General features: G+C 38.2%; 22 protein-coding genes. 9 read left to right on the top strand and 13 right to left on the bottom strand.

The genetic code is table 11. The features are described 5' to 3' along the window. Positions 1-40: 40 nt before the first annotated feature. The 3 genes from galE to zipA form a co-directional block, all read right to left on the bottom strand. Entirely contained in the window at positions 41-1,057 is a 1,017-nt protein-coding gene (gene galE / locus A4G16_RS00805; protein WP_165888282.1) for a UDP-glucose 4-epimerase GalE, read from the bottom strand. A gap of 74 nt (positions 1,058-1,131) precedes the next feature. Next, the gene (gene ligA / locus A4G16_RS00810; RefSeq protein ID WP_165888283.1) at positions 1,132-3,192 is read right to left on the bottom strand and encodes an NAD-dependent DNA ligase LigA; all 2,061 of its coding nucleotides are present in this window, start codon (positions 3,190-3,192) and stop codon (positions 1,132-1,134) included. 77 nt (positions 3,193-3,269) lie between these two features. Beyond that, positions 3,270-4,154 carry a cell division protein ZipA gene (gene zipA / locus A4G16_RS00815; protein WP_165888284.1) on the bottom strand — a complete coding sequence of 295 codons (885 nt, stop codon included), beginning with the start codon at positions 4,152-4,154 and terminating at the stop codon, positions 3,270-3,272. A gap of 110 nt (positions 4,155-4,264) precedes the next feature. Between zipA and cysZ the strand changes: the two genes are divergently transcribed. Next, entirely contained in the window at positions 4,265-5,146 is an 882-nt protein-coding gene (gene cysZ / locus A4G16_RS00820) for a sulfate transporter CysZ (RefSeq protein ID WP_165888285.1), read from the top strand. A gap of 109 nt (positions 5,147-5,255) precedes the next feature. On the opposite strand, the gene A4G16_RS00825 is transcribed toward cysZ, so the two are convergent. Beyond that, entirely contained in the window at positions 5,256-9,482 is a 4,227-nt protein-coding gene (locus tag A4G16_RS00825; protein ID WP_165888286.1) for a YadA-like family protein, read from the bottom strand. A gap of 255 nt (positions 9,483-9,737) precedes the next feature. Between A4G16_RS00825 and pnuC the strand changes: the two genes are divergently transcribed. Further along, on the top strand, positions 9,738-10,475 hold the full coding sequence (pnuC, locus tag A4G16_RS00830; RefSeq protein WP_027075163.1) for a nicotinamide riboside transporter PnuC: 738 nt from the start codon (positions 9,738-9,740) through the stop codon (positions 10,473-10,475). Between the two features lie 143 nt (positions 10,476-10,618). Here pnuC and A4G16_RS10930 read toward each other — a convergent pair whose 3' ends face one another. The 5 genes from A4G16_RS10930 to A4G16_RS00855 form a co-directional block, all read right to left on the bottom strand. Further along, on the bottom strand, positions 10,619-11,035 hold the full coding sequence (locus A4G16_RS10930; RefSeq protein ID WP_237052378.1) for a hypothetical protein: 417 nt from the start codon (positions 11,033-11,035) through the stop codon (positions 10,619-10,621). A gap of 24 nt (positions 11,036-11,059) precedes the next feature. After that, on the bottom strand, positions 11,060-12,121 hold the full coding sequence (locus A4G16_RS00840; protein WP_165888287.1) for an IS1595 family transposase: 1,062 nt from the start codon (positions 12,119-12,121) through the stop codon (positions 11,060-11,062). Between the two features lie 365 nt (positions 12,122-12,486). After that, the gene (locus tag A4G16_RS00845) at positions 12,487-12,933 is read right to left on the bottom strand and encodes a hypothetical protein (RefSeq protein WP_165888288.1); all 447 of its coding nucleotides are present in this window, start codon (positions 12,931-12,933) and stop codon (positions 12,487-12,489) included. 15 nt (positions 12,934-12,948) lie between these two features. Further along, the gene (locus A4G16_RS00850; RefSeq protein WP_165888289.1) at positions 12,949-13,605 is read right to left on the bottom strand and encodes a DUF805 domain-containing protein; all 657 of its coding nucleotides are present in this window, start codon (positions 13,603-13,605) and stop codon (positions 12,949-12,951) included. Positions 13,606-13,620: 15 nt separating this feature from the next. Then, on the bottom strand, positions 13,621-14,262 hold the full coding sequence (locus tag A4G16_RS00855) for a hypothetical protein (protein ID WP_165888290.1): 642 nt from the start codon (positions 14,260-14,262) through the stop codon (positions 13,621-13,623). A gap of 151 nt (positions 14,263-14,413) precedes the next feature. On the opposite strand from A4G16_RS00855, the gene A4G16_RS00860 reads away from it, so the two are divergent. The 5 genes from A4G16_RS00860 to A4G16_RS00880 all read left to right on the top strand — a co-directional run bounded on the left by A4G16_RS00860 (position 14,414) and on the right by A4G16_RS00880 (position 17,427). Then, entirely contained in the window at positions 14,414-14,827 is a 414-nt protein-coding gene (locus A4G16_RS00860; protein ID WP_165888291.1) for a helix-turn-helix domain-containing protein, read from the top strand. A 99-nt stretch (positions 14,828-14,926) separates the two neighbouring features. After that, on the top strand, positions 14,927-15,121 hold the full coding sequence (locus A4G16_RS00865) for a hypothetical protein (RefSeq protein WP_165888292.1): 195 nt from the start codon (positions 14,927-14,929) through the stop codon (positions 15,119-15,121). Continuing rightward, entirely contained in the window at positions 15,118-16,074 is a 957-nt protein-coding gene (locus tag A4G16_RS00870) for a reverse transcriptase domain-containing protein (protein WP_165888293.1), read from the top strand. The genes A4G16_RS00865 and A4G16_RS00870 overlap by 4 nt, the downstream gene beginning before the upstream one ends. Further along, positions 16,071-16,388 (top strand): hypothetical protein, encoded by a 318-nt coding sequence (locus A4G16_RS00875; RefSeq protein ID WP_165888294.1) that lies wholly within the window; start codon positions 16,071-16,073, stop codon positions 16,386-16,388. Before A4G16_RS00870 ends, A4G16_RS00875 begins: the two co-directional genes overlap by 4 nt. A gap of 73 nt (positions 16,389-16,461) precedes the next feature. Continuing rightward, positions 16,462-17,427, top strand: coding sequence for an AAA family ATPase (locus tag A4G16_RS00880; protein WP_165888295.1), 966 nt, complete (start codon positions 16,462-16,464; stop codon positions 17,425-17,427). Between the two features lie 153 nt (positions 17,428-17,580). Here A4G16_RS00880 and A4G16_RS00885 read toward each other — a convergent pair whose 3' ends face one another. Further along, positions 17,581-17,913 (bottom strand): helix-turn-helix domain-containing protein, encoded by a 333-nt coding sequence (locus A4G16_RS00885; RefSeq protein WP_165888296.1) that lies wholly within the window; start codon positions 17,911-17,913, stop codon positions 17,581-17,583. 84 nt (positions 17,914-17,997) lie between these two features. Here A4G16_RS00885 and A4G16_RS00890 point away from each other — a divergent pair, with 84 nt between their 5' ends. Both A4G16_RS00890 and A4G16_RS00895 read left to right on the top strand, forming a co-directional pair. Beyond that, positions 17,998-19,035 (top strand): IS1595 family transposase, encoded by a 1,038-nt coding sequence (locus tag A4G16_RS00890; protein WP_165888297.1) that lies wholly within the window; start codon positions 17,998-18,000, stop codon positions 19,033-19,035. Further along, complete coding sequence (locus A4G16_RS00895) at positions 19,035-19,472, top strand: DNA repair protein (protein ID WP_165888298.1); 438 nt, start codon at positions 19,035-19,037, stop codon at positions 19,470-19,472. The genes A4G16_RS00890 and A4G16_RS00895 overlap by 1 nt, the downstream gene beginning before the upstream one ends. A 15-nt stretch (positions 19,473-19,487) precedes the next feature. Here A4G16_RS00895 and A4G16_RS00900 read toward each other — a convergent pair whose 3' ends face one another. The 3 genes from A4G16_RS00900 to malQ all read right to left on the bottom strand — a co-directional run bounded on the left by A4G16_RS00900 (position 19,488) and on the right by malQ (position 22,070). Beyond that, positions 19,488-19,637 (bottom strand): hypothetical protein, encoded by a 150-nt coding sequence (locus A4G16_RS00900; RefSeq protein ID WP_165888299.1) that lies wholly within the window; start codon positions 19,635-19,637, stop codon positions 19,488-19,490. A 26-nt stretch (positions 19,638-19,663) separates the two neighbouring features. Then, the gene (locus A4G16_RS00905) at positions 19,664-19,933 is read right to left on the bottom strand and encodes a hypothetical protein (protein WP_165888300.1); all 270 of its coding nucleotides are present in this window, start codon (positions 19,931-19,933) and stop codon (positions 19,664-19,666) included. Positions 19,934-20,054: 121 nt separating this feature from the next. Further along, on the bottom strand, positions 20,055-22,070 hold the full coding sequence (gene malQ / locus A4G16_RS00910; RefSeq protein ID WP_165888301.1) for a 4-alpha-glucanotransferase: 2,016 nt from the start codon (positions 22,068-22,070) through the stop codon (positions 20,055-20,057). Between the last annotated feature and the right edge of the window lie 63 nt (positions 22,071-22,133).

The raw sequence follows: 22,133 nt of genomic DNA on the forward strand, positions 1-22,133 counted from the left end.
CCATACCTCTTTACATTATGTGTTGAGATGAAGAGTTTTATCAGCTCTTATAACCATTTGGGTTATTTTTTTGCCAATTCCAAGTTTCTTTCACCATTTGTTCCAAGCCGCGTTCGGTTTTCCAGCCCAGCTCAGTAAGGGCTTTTTGTGGGGCGGAGTAGCAAACGGCAATATCTCCCGGGCGGCGATCGACAATTTTATATGGAATAGTGATGCCATTCGCTTTTTCAAAGGCTTTTACCATATCCAACACCGAATAACCTGTGCCTGTGCCTAAATTATAAATGTGCAAGCCGGCATCATTTTGGTGTTTATCTAAGGCTTTTAAATGACCTAATGCTAAATCGACCACGTGGATATAATCACGTACGCCGGTGCCGTCGTGGGTATCGTAATCACCACCAAAGACAGAAAGCTGCGGTAGTTTACCTACAGCTACTTGGCTGATAAACGGCATTAAATTGTTTGGAATACCGTTTGGATCTTCACCAATCAAGCCGCTTTCGTGAGCCCCCACCGGGTTGAAGTAGCGTAAGATTACCGCACTTAATTGTGGGAAGGCTTTTACTGTATCTTCAAGTATGCGTTCGACCATGTATTTTGAGGTGCCGTAAGGGTTGGTTGTACCGCCAACCGGACAAGATTCGACAATCGGAATCACTTGTGGATCGCCGTAAACAGTTGCAGATGAGCTAAATACAATGGTATTTACATTTGCTTTTAGCATTTCTTCCACTAACACGATAGAGCCTGTTACATTATTTTGATAGTAACGTAGTGGCTCACGTACGCTTTCGCCTACCGCTTTTAAGCCGGCAAAGTGGATGACTGATTCAATCTGATTTTCAGCAAAAATTTTGCGTAACATTGCGCGATCTAAAATATCGCCTTGATAGAATTTTACGCTTTTGCCGGTAATTTGTTTTACGCGTTCAAGTGAAACCTCAGACGAGTTAGAAAGATTATCTAACACTACAATTTCTCGATTTTCGTTTAACAGTTCAACAACAGTATGTGAACCGATATAGCCTGCACCACCTGTGACTAAAATTGCCATATTCTATCCCTTTGTAAAATTTTCTGGAAAACGACCGCTTGCATTTTACTCGCTTTGCGCCGATTTCGCTAATATTAATGAGTTGTGAGTTCAATAAACTCTTGCTCACTTAAAATTTGAATGCCTAATTCTTGGGCTTTAGTGAGTTTTGAACCTGCTTTTTCACCCGCAATTAAATAATCGGTTTTACCAGAAACCGAGCCGGAAACCTTGCAGCCCAGACTTTGCAATAACGCTTTGGCTTCATCACGGGTTAATTGGGTAAGCGTGCCTGTCAAAACGACATTTTTATCTTTCAGTGGGTTATCGGCAATTTCCGTTTTCACTACATCTTGCCAATGTACACCTTGAGCGATCAAATCTTCAACCACATCCACATTATGCGGTTCTTGCCAAAAGCTGACAATACGGTTTGCGACCACTTCGCCCACATCTTGCACTTCTTTTAGTTGTTCGAAAGTCGCTTGGCGGATAGCCTCTAAATTGCCGAAATGGTTGGCTAAATTTAATGCGGTTGCCTCACCAACTTCACGAATCCCTAAAGAGAACAAGAAGCGAGGAAGAGTGGTGTTTTTCGCTTTTTCAATGCTGTTTAACGCATTTTGAGCAGATTTCTCGCCCATTCGCTCTAACCGCATTAAGGTGGTGTGGTCAAGCTTAAAGAGGTCTGCGGGAGTGTGGATTAACTCACGCGTCATTAATTGTTCAATCAGTTTTTCTCCCACTCCGTCAATATCCATCGCTTTGCGGGAAACGAAATGCTTTAAGGCCTCTTTACGTTGAGCCCCGCAGAATAATCCGCCAGTACAGCGGGCGACAGCTTCGCCTTCCACACGCACAACAGCTGAATGACAAATAGGACAAGCGGTCGGAAATTCGATTTTTTCTGCATTTTCCGGACGACGTTCTGCCACCACGCCGATAATTTGTGGGATCACATCGCCGGCACGGCGAATAATTACGGTATCACCAATGACAATGCCTAGGCGTTCAATTTCATCGCCATTATGCAAAGTAGCGTTACTGACGGTCACACCTGCTACAAACACCGGCTCTAATTTGGCGACAGGGGTAATCGCCCCTGTTCTACCAACCTGAAATTCGACATCTTTTAGAATTGTCATCTCTTCTTGTGCCGGGAATTTGTAAGCAATTGCCCAACGTGGTGAGCGAGAAATAAAACCAAGTTGTTCTTGCAAGGCAATATCGTTTACTTTTAACACGGTACCGTCAATATCATAGCCGAGTTGTGGGCGTTTTGCTTGAATATCGGCGTAATAATTCAATAATTCGCCTTTACCTTTTGCTAAACGAATTTCCGAATTTACCGGTAAACCGATGGATTTTAGCCATTGTAGGCGATCGTAATGAGTAGAGGGTAGCTCATCATCACTTTCATAAACGCCGATACTATAAGCATTTAGCACCAAAGGTCGCTGGCTGGTGATTTTCGGATCTAATTGACGTAACGAACCTGCAGCCGCATTGCGTGGGTTAGCAAAAGTTTTTTCGCCTTTAGCAAGTGCCTTTTCATTTAAGGTATTGAAGCCTGCTTGCGGCATAAAAATTTCGCCACGTACCTCCAAACGAGCAGGCGGATTTTGTAGATTAAGCTTTAACGGAATATTTCGAATAGTACGGATATTCGCTGTGATATCCTCACCTGTGGTGCCGTCTCCACGGGTTGCGGCTCGGGTGAGAATGCCGTTTTCATATAAAATGCTCACTGCTAAGCCATCAAGCTTGGGTTCACAGCAAAACTCCAAGTTACCCGGGTTCTCGCTAATATAGCTTTCCATACGGCGTAAAAAGCCATCTAATTCTTCACTCGCAAAAGCATTATCTAACGATAACATCGGGATTTCATGTGTGATTTGAGCAAAGCCCGATAGCGGTTTTGCACCTACTCTCTGAGTTGGGGAATCTGAGGTGATAAGCTCGGGGTGCTGCCATTCGAGATTTTTCAGCTCATTCATTAAACGGTCGTATTCTGCATCCGGCACGGTTGGGTTATCTAAGACGTGATATTCGTACTCATATTGACGCAGTTTTTGGCGAAGTTGTTCAACTTGCTCTGATAATTCCGTAGTGGCGTTTTCTTCAAAAGAGAAGGCTGTTTGATTGGATAAAGACATTGGTAAAATTCTCTACAAAAAAGACCGCTTGTTACAAGCGGTCGGATTTCTAAACTTTTTTGCAACTCGTTTTGTGATTAGTGCATCACACGCTGCATATAACGCTGGCGGGATTGCTCGTCAAATGGTTGTTGATTGTCATCGTATAAGAATCCGCCAAGTGAGCCAGCTAGGTGTTCGGCATTGTTAATCAGTAATTTCATATTAGCGATATCGCTACCCTCAGACGGCAATTGCATAAATAGCACTAAGCCTACAGTTGAGAAATTCGCGATATTGTGTAAATCAAAAGTACCCGGATTCATTAAGTTTGCCGCACTGAAAATAGTCGGGCTGAATAAATCATCGATATGCTGATGGCGGTGGAATATCTGGTGTTCACCAAAGCGTAATCCCACTTCTTCCAAATAATGTACCACTAAATCACCGCGGAAAGGCTCATTTTGCGGGGCATAGATATAAAGTGTAACAAACGGATTTTCTTCTTGTATGGTAGCAGGTTCCACAACTTGTTCCTCTACTGCTACATTTACTGCTACATTTGGCTCTTCAGGTAAAATTGCAGTGTTAATAGTTGGATTAGCAAAATCCGGAGCATTTTGGATATGTTGTTGATTAGAAATTTGCTGACCGTAGGTACTAAATGTTGGCTCTGCATTCACTTGTGGCTCGTTCGGCAAGCTGATTTTGATATTTTGCAGAGAACTTTCCACTTCTTGCTGGATTTGTTGTGGGGTTTCTTCCGGTACAGACATCGCTTGATATTCCTCAGGCTGAGGTTTGAGTGAAGTCGGGATATTAGCTTGAAGCCCTTGATTGGATGGTGGTACCGCAATAGGGCGGGTTGAAAACGTATTAGAGAAAATCGTAGATTTTTCACGACGGGCAGACCATAAGCTAAAGCCGATTAATACTGCAATCAGCACACCAGCAAGAATAAAGAAAATAATATGCAGTTCCATTGTGTCCTCTTTATCAAATAATCAATAAAAATTCATTTTCATGTTTGCGAAAATAATGTGCGTAGCTTACCATATTTCTGTGTAATTTTTGCAAAAAATAAGGAATGATTATGTCTTCATTGTTTTCTGAGCCACAAAACCAAGTTGGATTAGGCTTTCATTATTTTATTTATGGCTGGAGATTGATGCTTCAACGTCAATTTTTACCGTTTGTGATTTTCCCTATTTTAATTAACACTGTTTTAATGGTAGGGTTGATTTGGGCGTTTTTTGCCAATATTGGAGGATTATTGGCAATGCTACTACCGGATTGGTTAGAGTGGCTTAGCTTTATACTTATTCCTTTAATTTTTCTGATGATCCTAGTTGGGTTTTATTTTGCTTTTACCACACTTGCTAATTTTGTTGCAGCTCCTTTTAATGCTTTGTTGGCAGAAAAAGTAGAGTTGCAATTAACAGGTGAACCCTTGGGGGATATGTCATTTATGGCTATGCTAAAAGATGTGCCTAGAATGCTAAAGCGTGAGTGGCAAAAAATGATGTATAGCATTCCAAGATTAGTTGCCTTATTCTTACTTGGTTTTGTGCCGGTTTTAGGGCAAACTATTGTCCCTGTGTTGGCTTTTGTGTTTAGTGCTTGGTTGATTGCCATTCAGTATTGTGACTATCCGTTTGATAACCATAAAATTAGCTTTCAGCGGATGAGAAATGCCTTATCACAATACCGTATCCTTAACTTTACCTTTGGTGCTTTAGTAAGTTTATTTACTATGATTCCATTTGTGAATCTTGTGGTAATGCCTGTTGCGGTATGCGGAGCTGCAGCGTTATGGGTGAAAGAGTACCGTCCGTTTTTTATCCATAACCAAACCGGCGAGTTTAACCAAGCGGATTATACCTTTTCGAAAGTGAGTACTACCGCAGTTAGCACAGAAACCCGTTCGGGTGAGGTTAGCCGAGAAGTAAGAAAGGGCGATATAACGGAAAAATAGGAAACGTAATTTTTATATTTCAAATTAAAATGGTATATAGAAATAAGAAAACCCGGTTTTTACCGGGTTTTCTATTTTTTCAGTGATATTAACTAGATATCTAAAGCCATTACCACTGGTAACCCATACCTAGGCTACCACCGAAGTCGCCACGAGTATTGCTGTTTCCGGTTACTTTCCAGATAACTTTACCATTATCTGAGATACGAGAATAACCAACAGCGATTGCAGCTTCATTACGGTATGTGCCACCAGATGTAGCTAGCATGCTTTTACCCGGTAAATATGCTTGTGGTAAGCCTGCTGTAGCAGTTGCACCGGCAATTCCCGCGCGTAAGCGTTTATCGGTTCTATTGATTTTGGCGTCAATATTGTTGATCTTATTGTTAATATTTTGCTCAGATGCTCTTAATTGGCTAACATTAACTGCATCAGTATCTGCTGTACCGGCTTTAACATTCGTGATTTTATTTCCGGCCGCATTAATACCTGATTTAGTTACACTTGGACCACCGGCAATAGTTAACCCGTTGTTATCAATAGTAGTATCTCCGGCTTTAACTGTATCGGCAGTTACTGTTTTCGCTGTGATAGAATTAACTTTAATATCTTTAGCTAATTTAACCGTTAATGTGCCATTACCGTCTGACACAACGCCGATATTATTATCAGTTAGTTGTGCTTCATTAGACACACCACCTTTTACCGTAACAGTAGAGCCTAATTTACGTTTAGAAGCAGTGCCGGTGTCACCAGCAAATGTTAATGGACTGGTTACCGCATCATTTAATGCAGTAATTGCATCCCCTACATTATTAACCGTTTTACTTGCTTCGGCAGCAGGTGCTCCATTTACCACAGTATAACTTGGTGCTGAGACTGTGCCGTCAGTATTGACAGTTGAACCACCACCTAAAGCGTTGGCAACAGAGCTTGCAGTAGCATAAAGTTGGCTACCGTTAACAGCATCTTTTGAAACAGGTGAAATATCACCATCAGCTACGTTAGTTACTTTTAATTTGCCTGCATCGACACCTGTTGTTGTAACACTTGGACCATTATTAATGGTTAAGCCGTTGTTGTTTAGTTTTGAATTGCCAACAGTTACAGAGCCGGCAGGAGTTAAATCAATGTCTTTGGCTAATTTAACTGTTAATGTATTAGCATCTGTCGCCACTACACCGATATTATCATCAGTTAATTTATCAGCATCGGCACCGCCTTTAACGTTCAGAGAATCACCTAATTTACGAGCAATTGCAGTTCCTGCATCATCCACAAAAGTAAGAGTACCATTGCTTAACTCATCCACTTTAGTATTTAAACTATCAATTTCGGTATAAGCTGCATAAAGTTGTGAACCGTTGATAGCATCGGTTGACGAGTCTGAAATACGACCTGCTGCTACATTAGTTAAAGTACGTTCATTGCCTACAGAACCAATACTTACAGTTGAACTTGGCGTAGTACCTGCAAATGTGTATGTATTGCCGTTTAGAGTTGCACTTTTTGTTGCAACTGCAGCTGCTGTTTCAGAGTTAGTACCTAATGCAACAGAACCTTGATGTGTTGCTTTTGCATTTTGACCAAGAGCCACAGCACCGGTTGCTGTTGCTTGTGATGAAACACCTAATGCAACAGAAGCCGCACCGGCAGCATTTGCACTGTTACCTAAAGCAATAGCAGAGCCACCTGCGGCATTGGCATTTCTACCCACAGCAGTTGACCACATTCCACCTGCATTGGCAGAGTTACCTAAAGCGGTTGACTGTGTACCTGCAGCATTTGCGTTATAACCTGCTGCAAGAGAGCCTGCACCACTTGAGCTTGCCTCATAACCTACAGCGGTCGAGTTTTCACCAGAAGCTTCTGATTTAGCACCTAATGCAGTTGCACGGGCAGCTGTTGCTGCTGAAGCTGTACCAATAGCTGTTGAGGTATCACCATTTGCATTGGCTGCAGAACCAACTGCTAAGGCATTTGTTGCGTTTGCATTAGCATTGTAGCCAACAGAAGTTGCATTCATACCATCAGCGGTTGAGCGAGGACCAACCGCGGTTGTACGTTCACCGTTTGCTTTTGCTTCTGAACCTAAAGCGGTTGCAAGATCACCATTAGCACTTGTTGCAACACCGACAGCCATTGAGTTAACGCCGCTAGAGCCTGTGTTATCATAGTTAGCACGTTGAATACCGTCATCTGAAATACTGACGTAATGAGTTGCGAATTTGCTGATTGCTTGATTGAGCTGACTGACATTGACCGCATCAGTATCTGCATCGCCTGCGGCAACATTGATGATTTTATTGCCACCATTATCTAAGCCGGAGTTAGTAAGGCTTACCGGTTTGCCGGCCGCACCATTAGCAATAGTTACACCTGCATTATTAACAACAGTATTACCAGTTGTTAATGAACCATTAGTTCCTAAATTAACTTTTTCTGCTAATTTAATGGTTAAAGTATCGGTACCATCAGCCACAACACCAATATTATTCTCGGTTAATGTGCCTGTAGAGCCACCTTTGATAGTAACTGCTGAACCTAAACGACGTACAACATCAGTTCCTGTATCCCCTTTAAAAGTTAACGGACTGATCACCGCAGTGTTTAATGCACTTAGTGCTGCAGCAACATTATTATATGTTCCTTTATTACCGTTTTCATCATCATTTGGTGTACCACTTACTAAAGTGTAAGTTGGGTTAGATATTGTACCATTTTTGCCTACAGCTGCATTCCCACCAAGAATATTTGCGGTTGAGCTTGCAACATTGCCTAATGCTTCTTGGGTTAAGTATAGTTGTGAGCCGTTGATTGCATCTGTTGAGCCTGAAGAAATCCTACCTGCAGCTACGTTAGTAATAGTGCGGGTAGTCGTAGTAGAGACAGTTGCACCAGTATTATCTGTAGTTATGATAGTTCCACCTAAGCTTACAGTAGCGTTTGGAGAATTACCTGCAAAACCACTATAAGTAATTCCATTTACTGTTGCTTCATTTGTACCTACGGTAGATTCTGTGATTGAATTGCTACCTAATGCAACCGCATTTTCGTGGTTTGCAGCAGAATTATATCCAATAGCAGTTGCATTGAAAGCAGTTGAAGTTGATAAGCCACCAAGAGCCATAGCTCTCCTTCCACCTTCAGTTACATTTGCACTCATACCTAAAGCAATAGCAGTTGTTGCATTGGCAGTCGCGCGGTTACCTAAGGCGACTGATGACATACCTAATGCTTTTGATTCACGGCCAAATGCAGATGCATAGTCATTAGTTGCTTGTGCTTTGTTACCTACAGCTAATGATAGCAGTTTGGTAGCCTCAGCATAATAACCTAGAGCAGTTGAACCCTGACCTGGTGTTTTAGCTTCATAACCTATTGCAGTTGAATTATCACCTGAAGCAGCAGACTTCGCTCCAATAGCTGTTGAATAAATAGCAGAAGCATTAGCAGTAGAACCATAAGAGGTACTTACTGAACCTGTTGCTGAAGCGTGATCACCTACAGCAGTTGCACCACCTTGGTTAGTGTTTGGAATATTTTGGTCAGTAGGAGGAGTGGTATAACCATTTACACCATTTGCCAGTGATGCACTACCAATTGCAATATTATTTTTAGTATTAATAACATTTAATGGTCCAGCTATATTTGAGTTTGCGTAAGTACCAATTGCAATATTATGATCAGCAGCTGTGCCATCTCCTGCTCCAGTACCAATAGAGACTGTATTACTCGCAGTCAGATTAGCTCCGGCAGAGAAGCCTATACCTACGTTATATTGTCTTGTTTGGTCGTGGTTTGCACCAGCTTGGTTACCAATAAATACTTCTCGGAAACCTATTGCATTTGACAAATATCCTACAGCTACAGAACGGTTAGATGCCGTTGCTTCTGCACCTATAGCAGTTGAAGCAAGAGAAGCATTGGCTTTTCCGCCTAAAGCTGTTGATGCATCTTGAGAGGCTGTTGCATTATAGCCTATCGCAGTTGAAAGTTTGCCTGTATGGCCAGTCATGGCATTTGTATCTGGATCGATAGCGTTTGTTGCTATTACTTGAGAACCTGATCCGATAGCCATAGCAGTTACCGTAGTACCTGATTCTGCAGTAGATGAGTTATCAGGAATTTTACCTACAGTAACGGTATAATCTACTTGAGCCGCACTCACAAAACCCGCGGAAAGTGCAAGGCTTAATGCACTAAGTTTAATCACATTAGTGGCTGAAGGTGTTGTTTTGTTTGTTTTTGATTTTGTCGCGTTTCTGGATAATTCCGAAACAACCATCCAAGTACGTTTAGCGTGATTCCAAACTACACGATAAATTTTATTCATAAACCATTCCTTTTATTTATGTTAATTAGTAAGTATGAAGGCTACATCTATTAATTGGTAAAATAGATTCGAAAAAAGTATAAAATCAGGATTTTATGGTGTAAATAGGCGGTGTTTTGTTAGTTTTTTTGGGGGTATTTATGAGAAGAGTTATTAAAATCATACCATTTTGTTACACATGGTATCCTTATTTTGATTTTTCATTTTTTATACATTAGAATTTGGAAAGAATGGTTCACTTTATCTGGAGGAAAAATGAGCGGTACATCGATTTTAGTTAAGCTAAAACAAGAATTTTTAACTGGTTGGACCAGATTTGAGGCAGGTTGGTTGCTCACTTTTCTTGCGATCCAAATCGGAATTTTCATTTATCAGCCCGATACGTGGATTGCAACCATTGCAGCAATTACCGGTATTTTATGTGTGGTTTTTGTGGGTAAAGGTAAAATCAGCAACTATTTGTTCGGTTTAATTTCCGTCTCATTATATGCTTACATTTCCTATACCTTTAATTTGTATGGCGAAATGATGTTGAATTTATTCGTTTATGTGCCGGTGCAGTTTATTGGGTTCTACTTTTGGCGTAAGAATATGACCCGTGAGAATACAGTGAACAATGCCGGCGCTGAAGAGGTTATTGCTAAGTCATTAACCGCTAAACAATGGCTAATTGTAATATTTTCTGCCATTGTAGGAACTGTTCTTTATATTGAATTATTAAAATATTTAGGGAGTGCATTAGCAGTACTTGATGGAGCAACTGTTGTGATCTCCATCGTTGCACAAATTTTGATGGTACTGAGATACCGTGAACAATGGGCATTATGGATTATTGTCAATATTATGACTATTTCGTTATGGGCAGCAATGTACTTCCAAAATGGGGAAACCAGCTTACCGTTATTAGTGATGTATATAATGTATTTATGTAACTCAATTTACGGCTACTACAACTGGATTAAACTTTCCCGCAACCATCAACAGCTTGCTTAACATAAGCACAAGCGGTTGGATTTTGTCATTTTTTCGGTATTATGTAGCAGTTGCACAAAGACCTCAAATTCATTGAAACCGCTTAAAAATGAAATACCCTAAACTGATTTTCAGTCTAGGGCATTTATTATCGCATACTGTAGCTAATAGGGAAAACTCACATCATTGTTATGCTGGTGATATTTTTGCCAAAATGTGTGATATTGTTTTTTCACAGAGGTGTTTAATAAAAACGGGATTATCAACGCATAAGTCGGGCAATTCCATAACATTTCACGTTGTGTATCAGTGCCGATTTTTGTGCGTAAATAACCAAACTGATACACCACACCTAACCCAACCGTTCCCCACTCTAATAGCATAACGACTAAAGTCGCATCAGTGAGTGATACCAGTATCTTATGGTGCGACAGCCATTGATAAAGTAGCACACCTACTACCAACATTATTATGGATAACATCAGCGTGTACCTCGCCTTTAACTGGTGGCATTGGCGGCAGACAGCACAAAAGGCTAAAACGTATAACATCATAGAAGCATAAAATAACATCGTTATCATAAGATTTCCTCTTATCAAGTGTGATTAAATTGCTAGGTGATAGTGTGCTTCGTTTTCACTTAAACTCGCTATCCCAAAGACAGCAATCGGTCTTTTATTCCCTTGCCAATAACCCACAAAATGTCGTGAGGGCGGGCAACTTAGGCACTTGTTGAGTAATTGGGTAAATTTCTCTTTTACGCTTTTACGGCGTTCATCTTCCCGCCAAGCGGTTTCATTGGCATAGTGCATCATATAATTGTTACTGATTCGGTGATGAATTCCTGTAATCATTCGTCTGAATCGGGCAAAAAACGATTCAGTAAGATTGTTGGTGATACCGTCTATCGAGCAGTATTCTTGTGAGTGATTCACTCGCTCCAGCCGATAATGAATGTTGAGTAGGTCATAGGCGGCATTTTCGTCTGCACAAATCATACTGTTAGCTTCCACTAGACGATGTGTAAGAGCAAGAATGTCATCGGTATTTTCTTCCTTAATCATTGCCACAATACTTCTATCCGCCCCTTTTATAATCGACTGATTAGCCGCTCGTTGGCGGAAAACCATTACACACGCCTTGTCTTTACGTTGATTGCGTTTGGCTCGCCTATCTATCCGTCTATGTTTAAAATTCTTCGGGCGAATGTAGTAGTTCACATAGCAACCGTCCGAATGTATATCACCTGATAAGGGGGTTAAATCTTTAGTGAGATTTAGCGACTCTCGTAATTTATGCAGCAGCACCCAAGCGGTTTTATATTGCACGTTGAGCTTGTGGGAAAGCGAAACAGCGGACAAGCCTTTGCTTTCGGTGGCAAACAAATACAGAGCCATCAAAATCTGACGTAATGAGAGTTTATGAAATTGGAAAATCGTGCCAGTCGTAATCGAAAAGCGAGCGTGGCAATGCTTACATTGCCATTGTTGGCGAGTGTTAATGAAATAGGCGGAATGACGGACACCACAACGAGGGCAAACTTGCTCATCTTCCGTTCCCCAGCGGGCCTTTTTGAGTAGAGCCAGTATTTCTGCATCAGTAAGCCCAACCACTTGTGTCAGTGACAAGCGGCGAGCGTTCGCTGATAACAGGAAATGCTGTGCCATAAGAACAAAAATCCCTTTATTACCACTCTCGATTTTTCAAGCCTTTTTAGGCTTAAAAACAATCAAAAGTTGTAATAAAGGGACTATTATCCGTGCCAAAAATGATAATAGTAACAGGGGGTATTGTCAAGTGAAATTTTCAATCAAAAATTGAAAACTTTGTCAAGTTATTTTTGGTGAAATATAAAAAATAATTTTAACTGATTGATATGTAAGTGCTATTTTTGCGGAAAACAACCAAAATTTAGGAATTTTTAGGTGTTTGATTGCTGTTATTTTAAACAGTGTGAATCTATCAACTTGAGTAAATAATAAACAAATCAGCCACCTTTCAATAAGGTGGCTGATTAAGTATTTAATGCAAACTAAGGGCAACGATAATACCGTTTTCCATCAATAAGAAGTGTATTTTTGTTTACCAATTTTGCGTTGAGCGTTTCTTGAGTGACATTACTCGTAGTATCAGGATCGATATCTTGTGAGGTTACTTCTACTTGTGCATTAAACGCATTCTCCGTTAATGAGTTAAATTTAAGCACTTTATAGCTCGCCCAAGTGAGCAATTCTAAATGGTTTTGTTTCGGATTAATAATTAAGAGTGGTTGCTCAAGAAAATCTCCCGCTGGAGGATTGCAGTGCTTGTGTCTATGATTCTTCTTGTTTACCCATTTACCCGCAAAACCATCAGGTATAGTTAGTGCTACCTGCTGATTTTGTTGTGGTTTGAGTATAGTGCCTAAATCTAAATTAGCACAAGCAGATAACATACTGCTAACAGCCAATACAGATATCAATTTAAAATGTTTTTTCATATAAGTTCCTTTTGATTATTTTTTTATTTTACTTAATAGTAAATCCCAATATGGCTTTAGAATGAGCTTTATATTATCCACAACCTTTAGCACGTTACTTTCAAACTTAGCTAGTTTTTCCGATTCTTTCGGCATTTCTAGTGTGATTGGAGTATTAGGGTTATGAGGTGGTGGGCCGTATTTATTATGAAAGTCTTGACCTTTTTTGAAAAATAAAAACAACAAAGGAATCATAATAACCCAATTATCAAAGAATAACCAAATTGGGGCTAGAATAAATAATACCCACCAACCAAATGTGCCGATATCGTGCAAACGGCGTACTGCTCCTGCAATCCAACATATAACAAAGGGTAAAAATAGGAGATAAGTAAAAGAAGCTCGTATCATATTTTGAAATGTCGATCCTTCTAAATCTTGATAAAGAGTATTCGCTGTTTTATCAAGAGTTCCAGTGGCAGATAGCTCTATGATGGCGAAATATATTGACTTTTCAACATAATCTCTCGTATAGAAATTTTGAATATGCTCATCGTGAAAACTTTGAAATATTCTCATAAATAATGCGGTGATAAGCACAAAAGCTATTAGGGAGATAACACTTATAATGATAAACTCAGAACGATTTGCTCTTCCCGAAGTGCTTATCCATTTTTTGAATGACTTTTTCATAATTCTCCCTATTCATTATTGGTTGAATGAATCATTGCCATATTGCTTAATGGTTTTTTCATATCCTAAACTTTTACAAGTTGGTAACTTCTTAAAAAATGTAAATGTTGTAGCTGAACTAGCAGATCCACTCTCAAAATTTTCCATCATATATAGAGAAGAGCCGCTTTTTGTTACCAATTTATAAAATGGCACTGTTCTTCTATAAGAATGACAATGCTGTTTTAATTGAGAGATTTTGATATCACTAGGATTTAAGTTGAAGAGCTTATAGAAATTTGAGTGAGTAAAATTAACAACGGAGCTAAATGATAGGCTCACATCTTTCACCTTGTTATTTACTACTTCTACACTCGGGCGTACGACATTTGTAAAATTCCAAGATAGGGTTGGATCGTAATAATTGAATGTAGTCTCACTTACAAGAGTTGATGAAAATTTAAACACTTGATGTGTGCCATCTTCATCAACGAATGTAGTGATATTTTGCCTTAAAAGAGGTAATACAGTCGCTGCCTTATCTGTGATGGCATATTGCTCATAAAATGTGAGAGGTGGCATTTGACTATTAGATGTGGCAAGGTTTGCGAGAGATTGAAGCTCTGCACAAGATGTTAGAGCAAGGCTGAATGGTAAGAAAATAAGGTGCTTTTTCATATCTGAACTCCCGAAGTTGTTTGAATTTAAATCTGAAACGTAGTATGATTCAAAGAAAATTCTACTGAATTATAATCACATAATGTAGCCACTCAGAGTGGTTATTCATTGCCACTACAAGTGTGTACCATCAATAATCAATCAGTGAAAAATGGATATCAACGAGAAAATTCGCAAGCTACGAGAAAGTAACTCATGGTCACAAGAACAAATGGCTGAGAAGCTCAATATGTCTTTAAATGGCTACGCTAAGATTGAACGAGGTGAGAGCAAAATCTACCTAGAAAAACTTGAGCAAATAGCCCAAGTATTCGATATTGATGTTGTTGAGCTTATGCAAGCTGATGGTAAGAATATCTGTTTTCAGATTGAATCACCGTTAGGTTCAGTGTATCAAGGTGTGGGTGAATCAGCGTTACTTGTTGAGATTGAGAGATTGAAGTTGGCACTAGCTCACGCAAATGAAAAGGAAAATTTATTGAATAGGTTGCTTGAGCAGAAGGACAATGAAATTAGTGTATTAAAAGAATTACTTAATGTTAGATCGCCCATCATAAATTCATAATAGTTTATCCCGTTAGCTAACTATAAACTTAGTAACTTGTGAGTCTATGCCTATGCTTGGTATAGACAAAAGATCTCATTGCGATCTCTAATGCATTGTATGATTAAAAACTTATTGACAAGTATTCCTTTTAAAGGTAGAATATCAGGAAGCCTATCTTTAGACAGGAATCCTGCTCTAATTACGAAGATTATGGCTGGTTCTAAAGAGATTATAGTTAAAAATGGATTAAAAAAGGGCGATAAGTGGTTAGTGGTTACTTATTGCCCTTTTTTAATTAATGGAAAAAAATGAAAGATAGAAAGCATAATTTAAAATTTCTTTTTGAATCTTATTTTAACAAAAAGATTTCATTCGATATTTTTGAAAATATATCTATAGAAGAAAGTTATGATAAACTCTGTAAAAATAAAAGAGAGATATATATTCCTAACTATGAGTTAAAATTAGTTCTGTCATTTCTATCTCATTTTATATTCAAAAGCCTCCCAATAGAGGATGATGTAGCTTTTGCTTATAGAAGAGGGATTAATGTTAAGGATTGCTTATTACCACATGCAAACAGTAAGTTTTTTTATAAAACAGATATATTAAATTTTTTCCCTTCCATATCAAGTTCTTTAATTAAAGAGAATATTTATCAAGATATTCATAAATTATCATATTTAGATCAAGAAGACTTAGCATTATATTTAGATAAAATATTAAGCCTTGTAACTGTTGATGATAAGTTACCTGTTGGTTTCCCCACATCTCCTTTTATTAGTAATTATATAATGCGAAAGTATGATGTCAGTATAAAGTCATTTTGTAGTAATAATAAATTTATTTATACCAGATATTCAGATGATATTATTATTTCATCCAATACAGATATAGATAAAGACTATATAACAAATAACATTGAGAAAGTATTTCAACAAGGGGAAAACCTATTTCATTTAAATAATTCTAAGACAAAAGTATTTACTAAAAAGAATAAAATAAAGATGCTTGGATTGATTATTAACAATAATCAAATTAGCGTAGACAGAAAGGTAAAAGATGAAATTGAGGTTGGTATACATTTTTTCATAAAGGATAGGTTGAAATTTATAAATTTCTTTAATGATAGCGAGTTATCCGCCAAAAGAAAATTAGCTGGAAATATTTCTTATGCAATAAATATAGAACCTGATTATCTACAAAAATTAGCTAAAAAATATGGCTTGTTGACAATAAAAGAAATTCTCAAGGTTAATTTATGAAAATATCTATAAATATAAATAAACTACAGCATATAGAAAATGGATATGTTAATTTAGATATGGAAGATAGAAATATTATCTGTATCGTAGGAAAAAATGGGGTTGGTAAAACAAGCATTATTAAATCAATGTATCTAACAAAAGATATTGGTATTTTTAAGGAAAATAAATCTTTGTCAATAGGTAAAGAAACTAATATTTCTATATCTATTCTTAAGGATGGAAAAGAGTTTGAAAGTTTAAATTATTTTTATGATAATGAAAAAAAAGTATTTAAATACCAAAAATATAATAAAATCGAAATTATATATTGAATTACCAATACCACTTGGTAATCGTTTCACCACATATCCAAACTTGTCAAAAATTGATCTTGTACTCAGGGAAATGTATTTAAAAGGTCAATATAGTAAAAATGAAGAGATTATAGATTTCTTAAATAAAATATATCCAAGCAGCAGTAAATTTAATGACCTTAAAGAAGTAGAAGTTAATGGTGAAAATTATTATTTATTACCTCATCCCAATCAAGAAACAAAATACATTAGAGAGGACTATTTAAGCTCGGGAGAGTATTTTATAATAAATATATATAAAATGCTTTCATCTAAAGAACAAGATGTTATTATTGTTGATGAAATTGATATTTCATTAGATGCTTCAACTCAAGTTAATTTAGTGAGGGAGCTAAATAGTTTATGTGACAAATATCGTAAAAAAATTATTTTTACTTCTCATTCTTTAGTAATCATGAAGACGTTATATAATGAATTTCGAACTCCTATTTATTATTTGTCAAATGATAATGGAAAAATTAATATTATTGAAACATCATATGGCTTTGTAGCAGGAGAGATGTTTGGGTTTCAGGAATATGATAAATACATTATAGTTGAGGACATTGTATTAGAAAAATATATCCGATATCTATTAGATTCTTTGAAAGGAAAATACCCAGAAAAGAAAATTAGAACTCTCTATATTGGGGGTGCAGAAGAGGTAAGAGATTTTCTAAAAGGCTCAAGATTTAATATTTTAGATAAAGATAAGAAGGATGTTCTAGCTATTCTTGATGGAGATAAGAAAACAGTTACGTTAAAAAATAGGATATTGCACATTCCTTTTGATAATATAGAAAAAGAACTAATGAAAAAATGCAAAGATCATGAAGAAGAATATCACTTCCCCCCTAATTTCAGTTGTCCAGAAAATCTAAAAAATGCTAAAAAATATTACGAACTTTTAATTAATACGGGATTTAAATATTCATATATTATAGAAATAGTAGAGAAAGGCTGGGAGAATGAAATAGAGGAACTAAAAAATAAAATATTAACCTTCTTAAGGTGTTAAAGTGGCTACTGAAAATAGGTTAAAGCCTTGCACTATAAGGCTTTAACCAAATTTTCAGTACCCATTTTGTCTATTATTCCCATTTTATAGCTCAATGTTTGATTATGATATTAATGGAATAATGATTTTATAATCTATCTCTCTATTTGATTATTACTTCTCAGATAAAAATCTAAAAGATGCATCAAAAGCAGTTTGCATGTCATTAGACATTTTTCGATAGTAGCTGATTAGTTGCTTTTCTTTTTCACTCAGTTTACTTTCATTAGTAGAACTACGAAACATTTCACCCTCACCACGCATCAACCAATTCAAATCCACATTCAATATTTCGCTGACTCTAATTAAGACATCAACACTCGGATCACGCTCATTTAAAAGGTAGTTTTGAAGTGTACGGTAAGGCATATCAAGTAACTCAGCAAAGGCTTTGATATTCAAACCTTTGTATTCCATCACTTCTCTCAAACGGTTGCTTATACTCATTTTTGTATCTCATATTGACTTTTATGTAGTTTTTGGGTATGATGAAATTACTTTATATACCCATATTGTACATTTTACAAGATTATGACTCAACATTTTCTTCTATCCAGCAAAGCCCGCACGCTTTCGTCATTACAGATAGCCCGTCTATCTGATGACGAAGCGTTTGCAATGCTGTGCGAAATCCGTTGGGGAAGTCAGGAAAATGTCTGTTGCCCGAAATGTGGTGTGCAGCATAAAGCCTATTTTATTGCCAGTCGCAAACAATGGCGATGCAAACATTGCAACCATACTTTTAGTATTACATCAGGCACGATTTTTGCCAATCGTAAGAAATCGCTACAAACTTATCTCTACATCATCGCCAAATTTGTGAATGCCGCCAAAGGCATTTCATCACTGCAACTGGCTCGTGATGCGGGAGTCAATTACCGCACAGCGTTTGTTTTGTCGCATAAAATCCGCAAAGCCTTATTAGATAAGCGAGATTTACATCCCCTATCAGGGGAAGTGGATATGGACGGTACTTATGTTCACCCCGCCCCTCGCAAAGAAAACAAGAAATCTGACCGCTTGGATTACCGTTTGAAAGCCAATCAACACCCCGATAAACGTTGTGTGATTGTGGCTCGTGAGCATTACACCGTTAATGAAAAGCGTGAGAGTGTATTGCATTGTGGGACAAAACGCTCACTAGTGATGGTAGCAAAATCCGAAACGCAGCCTGTCGTCAATACGTTTGCGAACCGTTTTATTCAAGCGAATAGCCGTATCAATACCGATGAAAGCTCTGCCTACGATGTATTATTGCCACGTTACGATTTACGCACGGTCAATCATAAGGAAGAATACCGTAGCGATTTAGGCGTAACCAATAACCAAGCAGAAAGTCTATTCAGCCGCTTTAAACGAATGTATTACGGCCAAGTACATAAAATGAGTAATGCCTATTTACTCAATTATGCTCACGAAGTGGCTTACCGTGAAGATAACCGTAGAAAGCCGAACGGTTGGCAGTTTAATGACATTTTAGACAAATGTTTACATACCACCAACGAAAACAATGAGTGGTGTGGTTATTGGCAACGAAAAATCATACATCAAGAGGTGTTGTGGCAATAATGGCTAAATCGGTCTGTATCAACCAAATTGAACGTAAAATCCACTTATTTGAGCGAGAACGTGAACAAGTGCTGAAACACTTGGCTCTTGTGGACAATAAGCTCCAAAAGCTCCGCCACGCCCTTGAAGTATTAGAGCATCGCCATTCAGTAGAGGAATACAATACGCCCCATTTCACTTACAAACTGCATCAACGCCATTTCAAAGGCAAACTGCGGAAAATGGTACTTGAAGTTTTAAAGCAAGAGCCAAACCGTTATTTTACGGTGAATGAATTGATTAGATTAGTGCTAATTAAGGACGGACAAGCTGATACTCCCATTACCACTCAACATACCGTATCAATGCGTGGTGCATTAAAGCACTGGCTTGATAAAGGTATTGTTGAACGCATTGAAAAGAATGTAGTTGATGTGCGTTGGCGACTGAAACAATAATAGCGACATCTGTCGCTATTTTACTTTTAACCGCCAATGGCATTTTTCCTCAATCCAACGTTTTTCAACCAGTCCTTTATCCATTAGATAGCGTAATATCGTGTAAATCGTCTGTGTTTGCCGGGTTGGCAAGGTATGTCCTATCTTTTGTCCGTCTAATTTCATCGCTTGGTGGGTAATTTCATTTGTACTTAACCATTTTCAGGTCGCTGTTTTAGAATATGAGCAATTAACTCTTGAGGAGAGGCAAGAAAGCGGGCATTTTTCGCTTTCTTACCTGTGGAAAATGGGGTGTTTTTAGTATGATTGAGAGCGGTGCGGTAATCAGCGAGTTTTTGATAAACATCTTTCAACTGATGTTCAAGTAAAGCGATTTTCTTTTCAAGCTCTTCACCCTCTTGTTCACATTCAGCAATCGCTGCTGCTAATGCTTTTGCTAAAACAGCCTGAGAGTGTTTCATTGCGTTTTCCTTATCTTTAGGTTATAACAGATAAGAAAAATGTAGCAGAAACAAAAAGAGAAATCTTTGTGCAACTGCTACATAATACCGCATTTTTTTGCAAAATTTGACCGCTTGTTATTTATAGTTTTCTGCGAATTTGATGAATATCCGCCAGCAGTTTTTGGATGCTTGCATCACTAAATATCTGCTTGGTGGTGGCAGATAATTTTCGCCGCCAGTTTGGGTATTCGGTGCTGGTTCCTGGAATATTTACCGGCTCAAGCATATTCAGCCAATCTTCGGGCTGAGTGCCAAACAAGGCACTGTTGGTATGTGCAGCATAGCGTTGCAGTTGGTGGGTGAACTTAACGGTTACTCCTACCTCATTCGGCTCAAGCTCCATTACTTTTTCTACTGCATTACGAATATTCAGCCTATCGTAAGCACGATCTTCTTTTAACTTTCGTAGCACTGCCTTGCTTGGGTAAGTGTTGTATTTTTCCCCCAGCTCAAAATCATAACCTTTCCAGTAACCTTGGATAGTCGGTAAATCGTGAGTACTGAGAGTGGTCATTGCTTGATAAGGGTAGTCTGACAGTGGTTTATAGCCTTGTTCATTTTTTTCAAAATAGAAAATGTTGTAGGCTAAAATACCTTTTTGTTCAAGGGATTCCAAAATGCCTTCCGGCACAGTGCCAAGAGCTTCGGCAATAATCAAGCATTGATGGCGTTGACTTTCTAACGCCAAAATAGAGAGCATATCTTCCAGAGGATAACGCACATAAATCCCCTCTTTTGCCGAATCTCCATTTGCCACCCACCACATACGGGCAAAGCCGAGAATATGGTCGATTCGTAATGCCCCGCAGTGTTTCATATTAGCACGCAATAAATCAATAAAAGGCTGGTAACCACGGCTTTTTAAAATGTGCGGATGCATTGGCGAAAGTCCCCAATTTTGTCCGTTCGGGCCAAGCATATCTGGTGGGGCACCGATAGATACATTTTGTACAAATAAAGTTTTATCCGCCCAAGTTTCTGCTCCATTAGTAGCCACACCTACTGCTAGATCACGGTAAAAACCAATCGACATTTTGAGCGATTTTGCCAGCTCGTCACACTCGGCTAATTGCTTTAATAAGAGAAATTGCAGCCACATATAAAAGCGGATGGAATTGCGATGCGTTTTTTGAAATTCAGCGACCCTTGGCAAACGATAATCTTGATATTCTTCAGCCCAATTGGTCCAGCCGCCTTTTTCTGCGGTTTGAGCATAAAGCCATTGATGTAAAGCATCGAACGTTGCTTGAATTTTTAATGGCTCGCCAGATTTTTCAATAAATTGCTCAAATTCTGTTTGTGATTGTACAGAAAATTGTTCAAAAGCAAGCTGTAATGCGTGAAGTTTAAGTGCTATGACTTGTGAATAATCCACATAATCTTTTGCTCTTAACTCCGCCAATTGTTGCTGGATTTCCACCGAATTAAACCATTTTTGTGCTTTAGCGGAATGCTGAAAGGCTTCAACAGTATTCACATCAATATAAATAATATTTTGCCACAATCGGGAAGAAGGGCTGTAAGGGCTTACAGCATCAGGGTTGGCAGGAAATAGCGCGTGAGTAGGGTTCAATCCTACAAAATCTGCTCCTTGAGCTGCCATATTTGACAAAAATTGTTTTAGATCACCAAAATCTCCAATCCCCCAATTTTGCTCAGATCTTAGTGTGTAAAGTTGCAGAAAAGCGCCCCATAGCTTTTTCTTGTTTTGTAATGGTTTGGGTTGAAAGGCTTTTTGTGGGGTAACAATTAGCGGACAGCTTTCCGAAAGTTTATCATTTTGAATAGAGAGTGTGTGATAGCCTAAGGGCAAATCTGTAGGGAGCGTTAAAGTAGTTTTATCTTCTGTGATTTTGCCTGTGAGAATCTGCCCGTTTTCAAGCGTAATTTGCCATATTGCAGAATTTGCAAAATTTAGTGAGATTTCGACCGCTTGTGTTTCTTGAATTACCTGTACAAGCGGTAAGATTTTCTGGTTTTTTTGCAAATCCAAAGGGGAGTTTAGAATATGTTCAATTTTCTCGAAGCTAGCCGGATTAGCGTTTTCCTTAACATTCGGATCGTAAAAATAGGAGGTTAATATTGTGGTTGGCATAGGATTTTAGTACTTTTTATTATTAGCATTAATTAATAGAAATTGAACCCATAATAGCCTTAA

The sequence above is a fragment of the Mannheimia granulomatis genome (genome assembly GCF_011455695.1).
GTDB lineage: Bacteria > Pseudomonadota > Gammaproteobacteria > Enterobacterales > Pasteurellaceae > Mannheimia > Mannheimia granulomatis_A.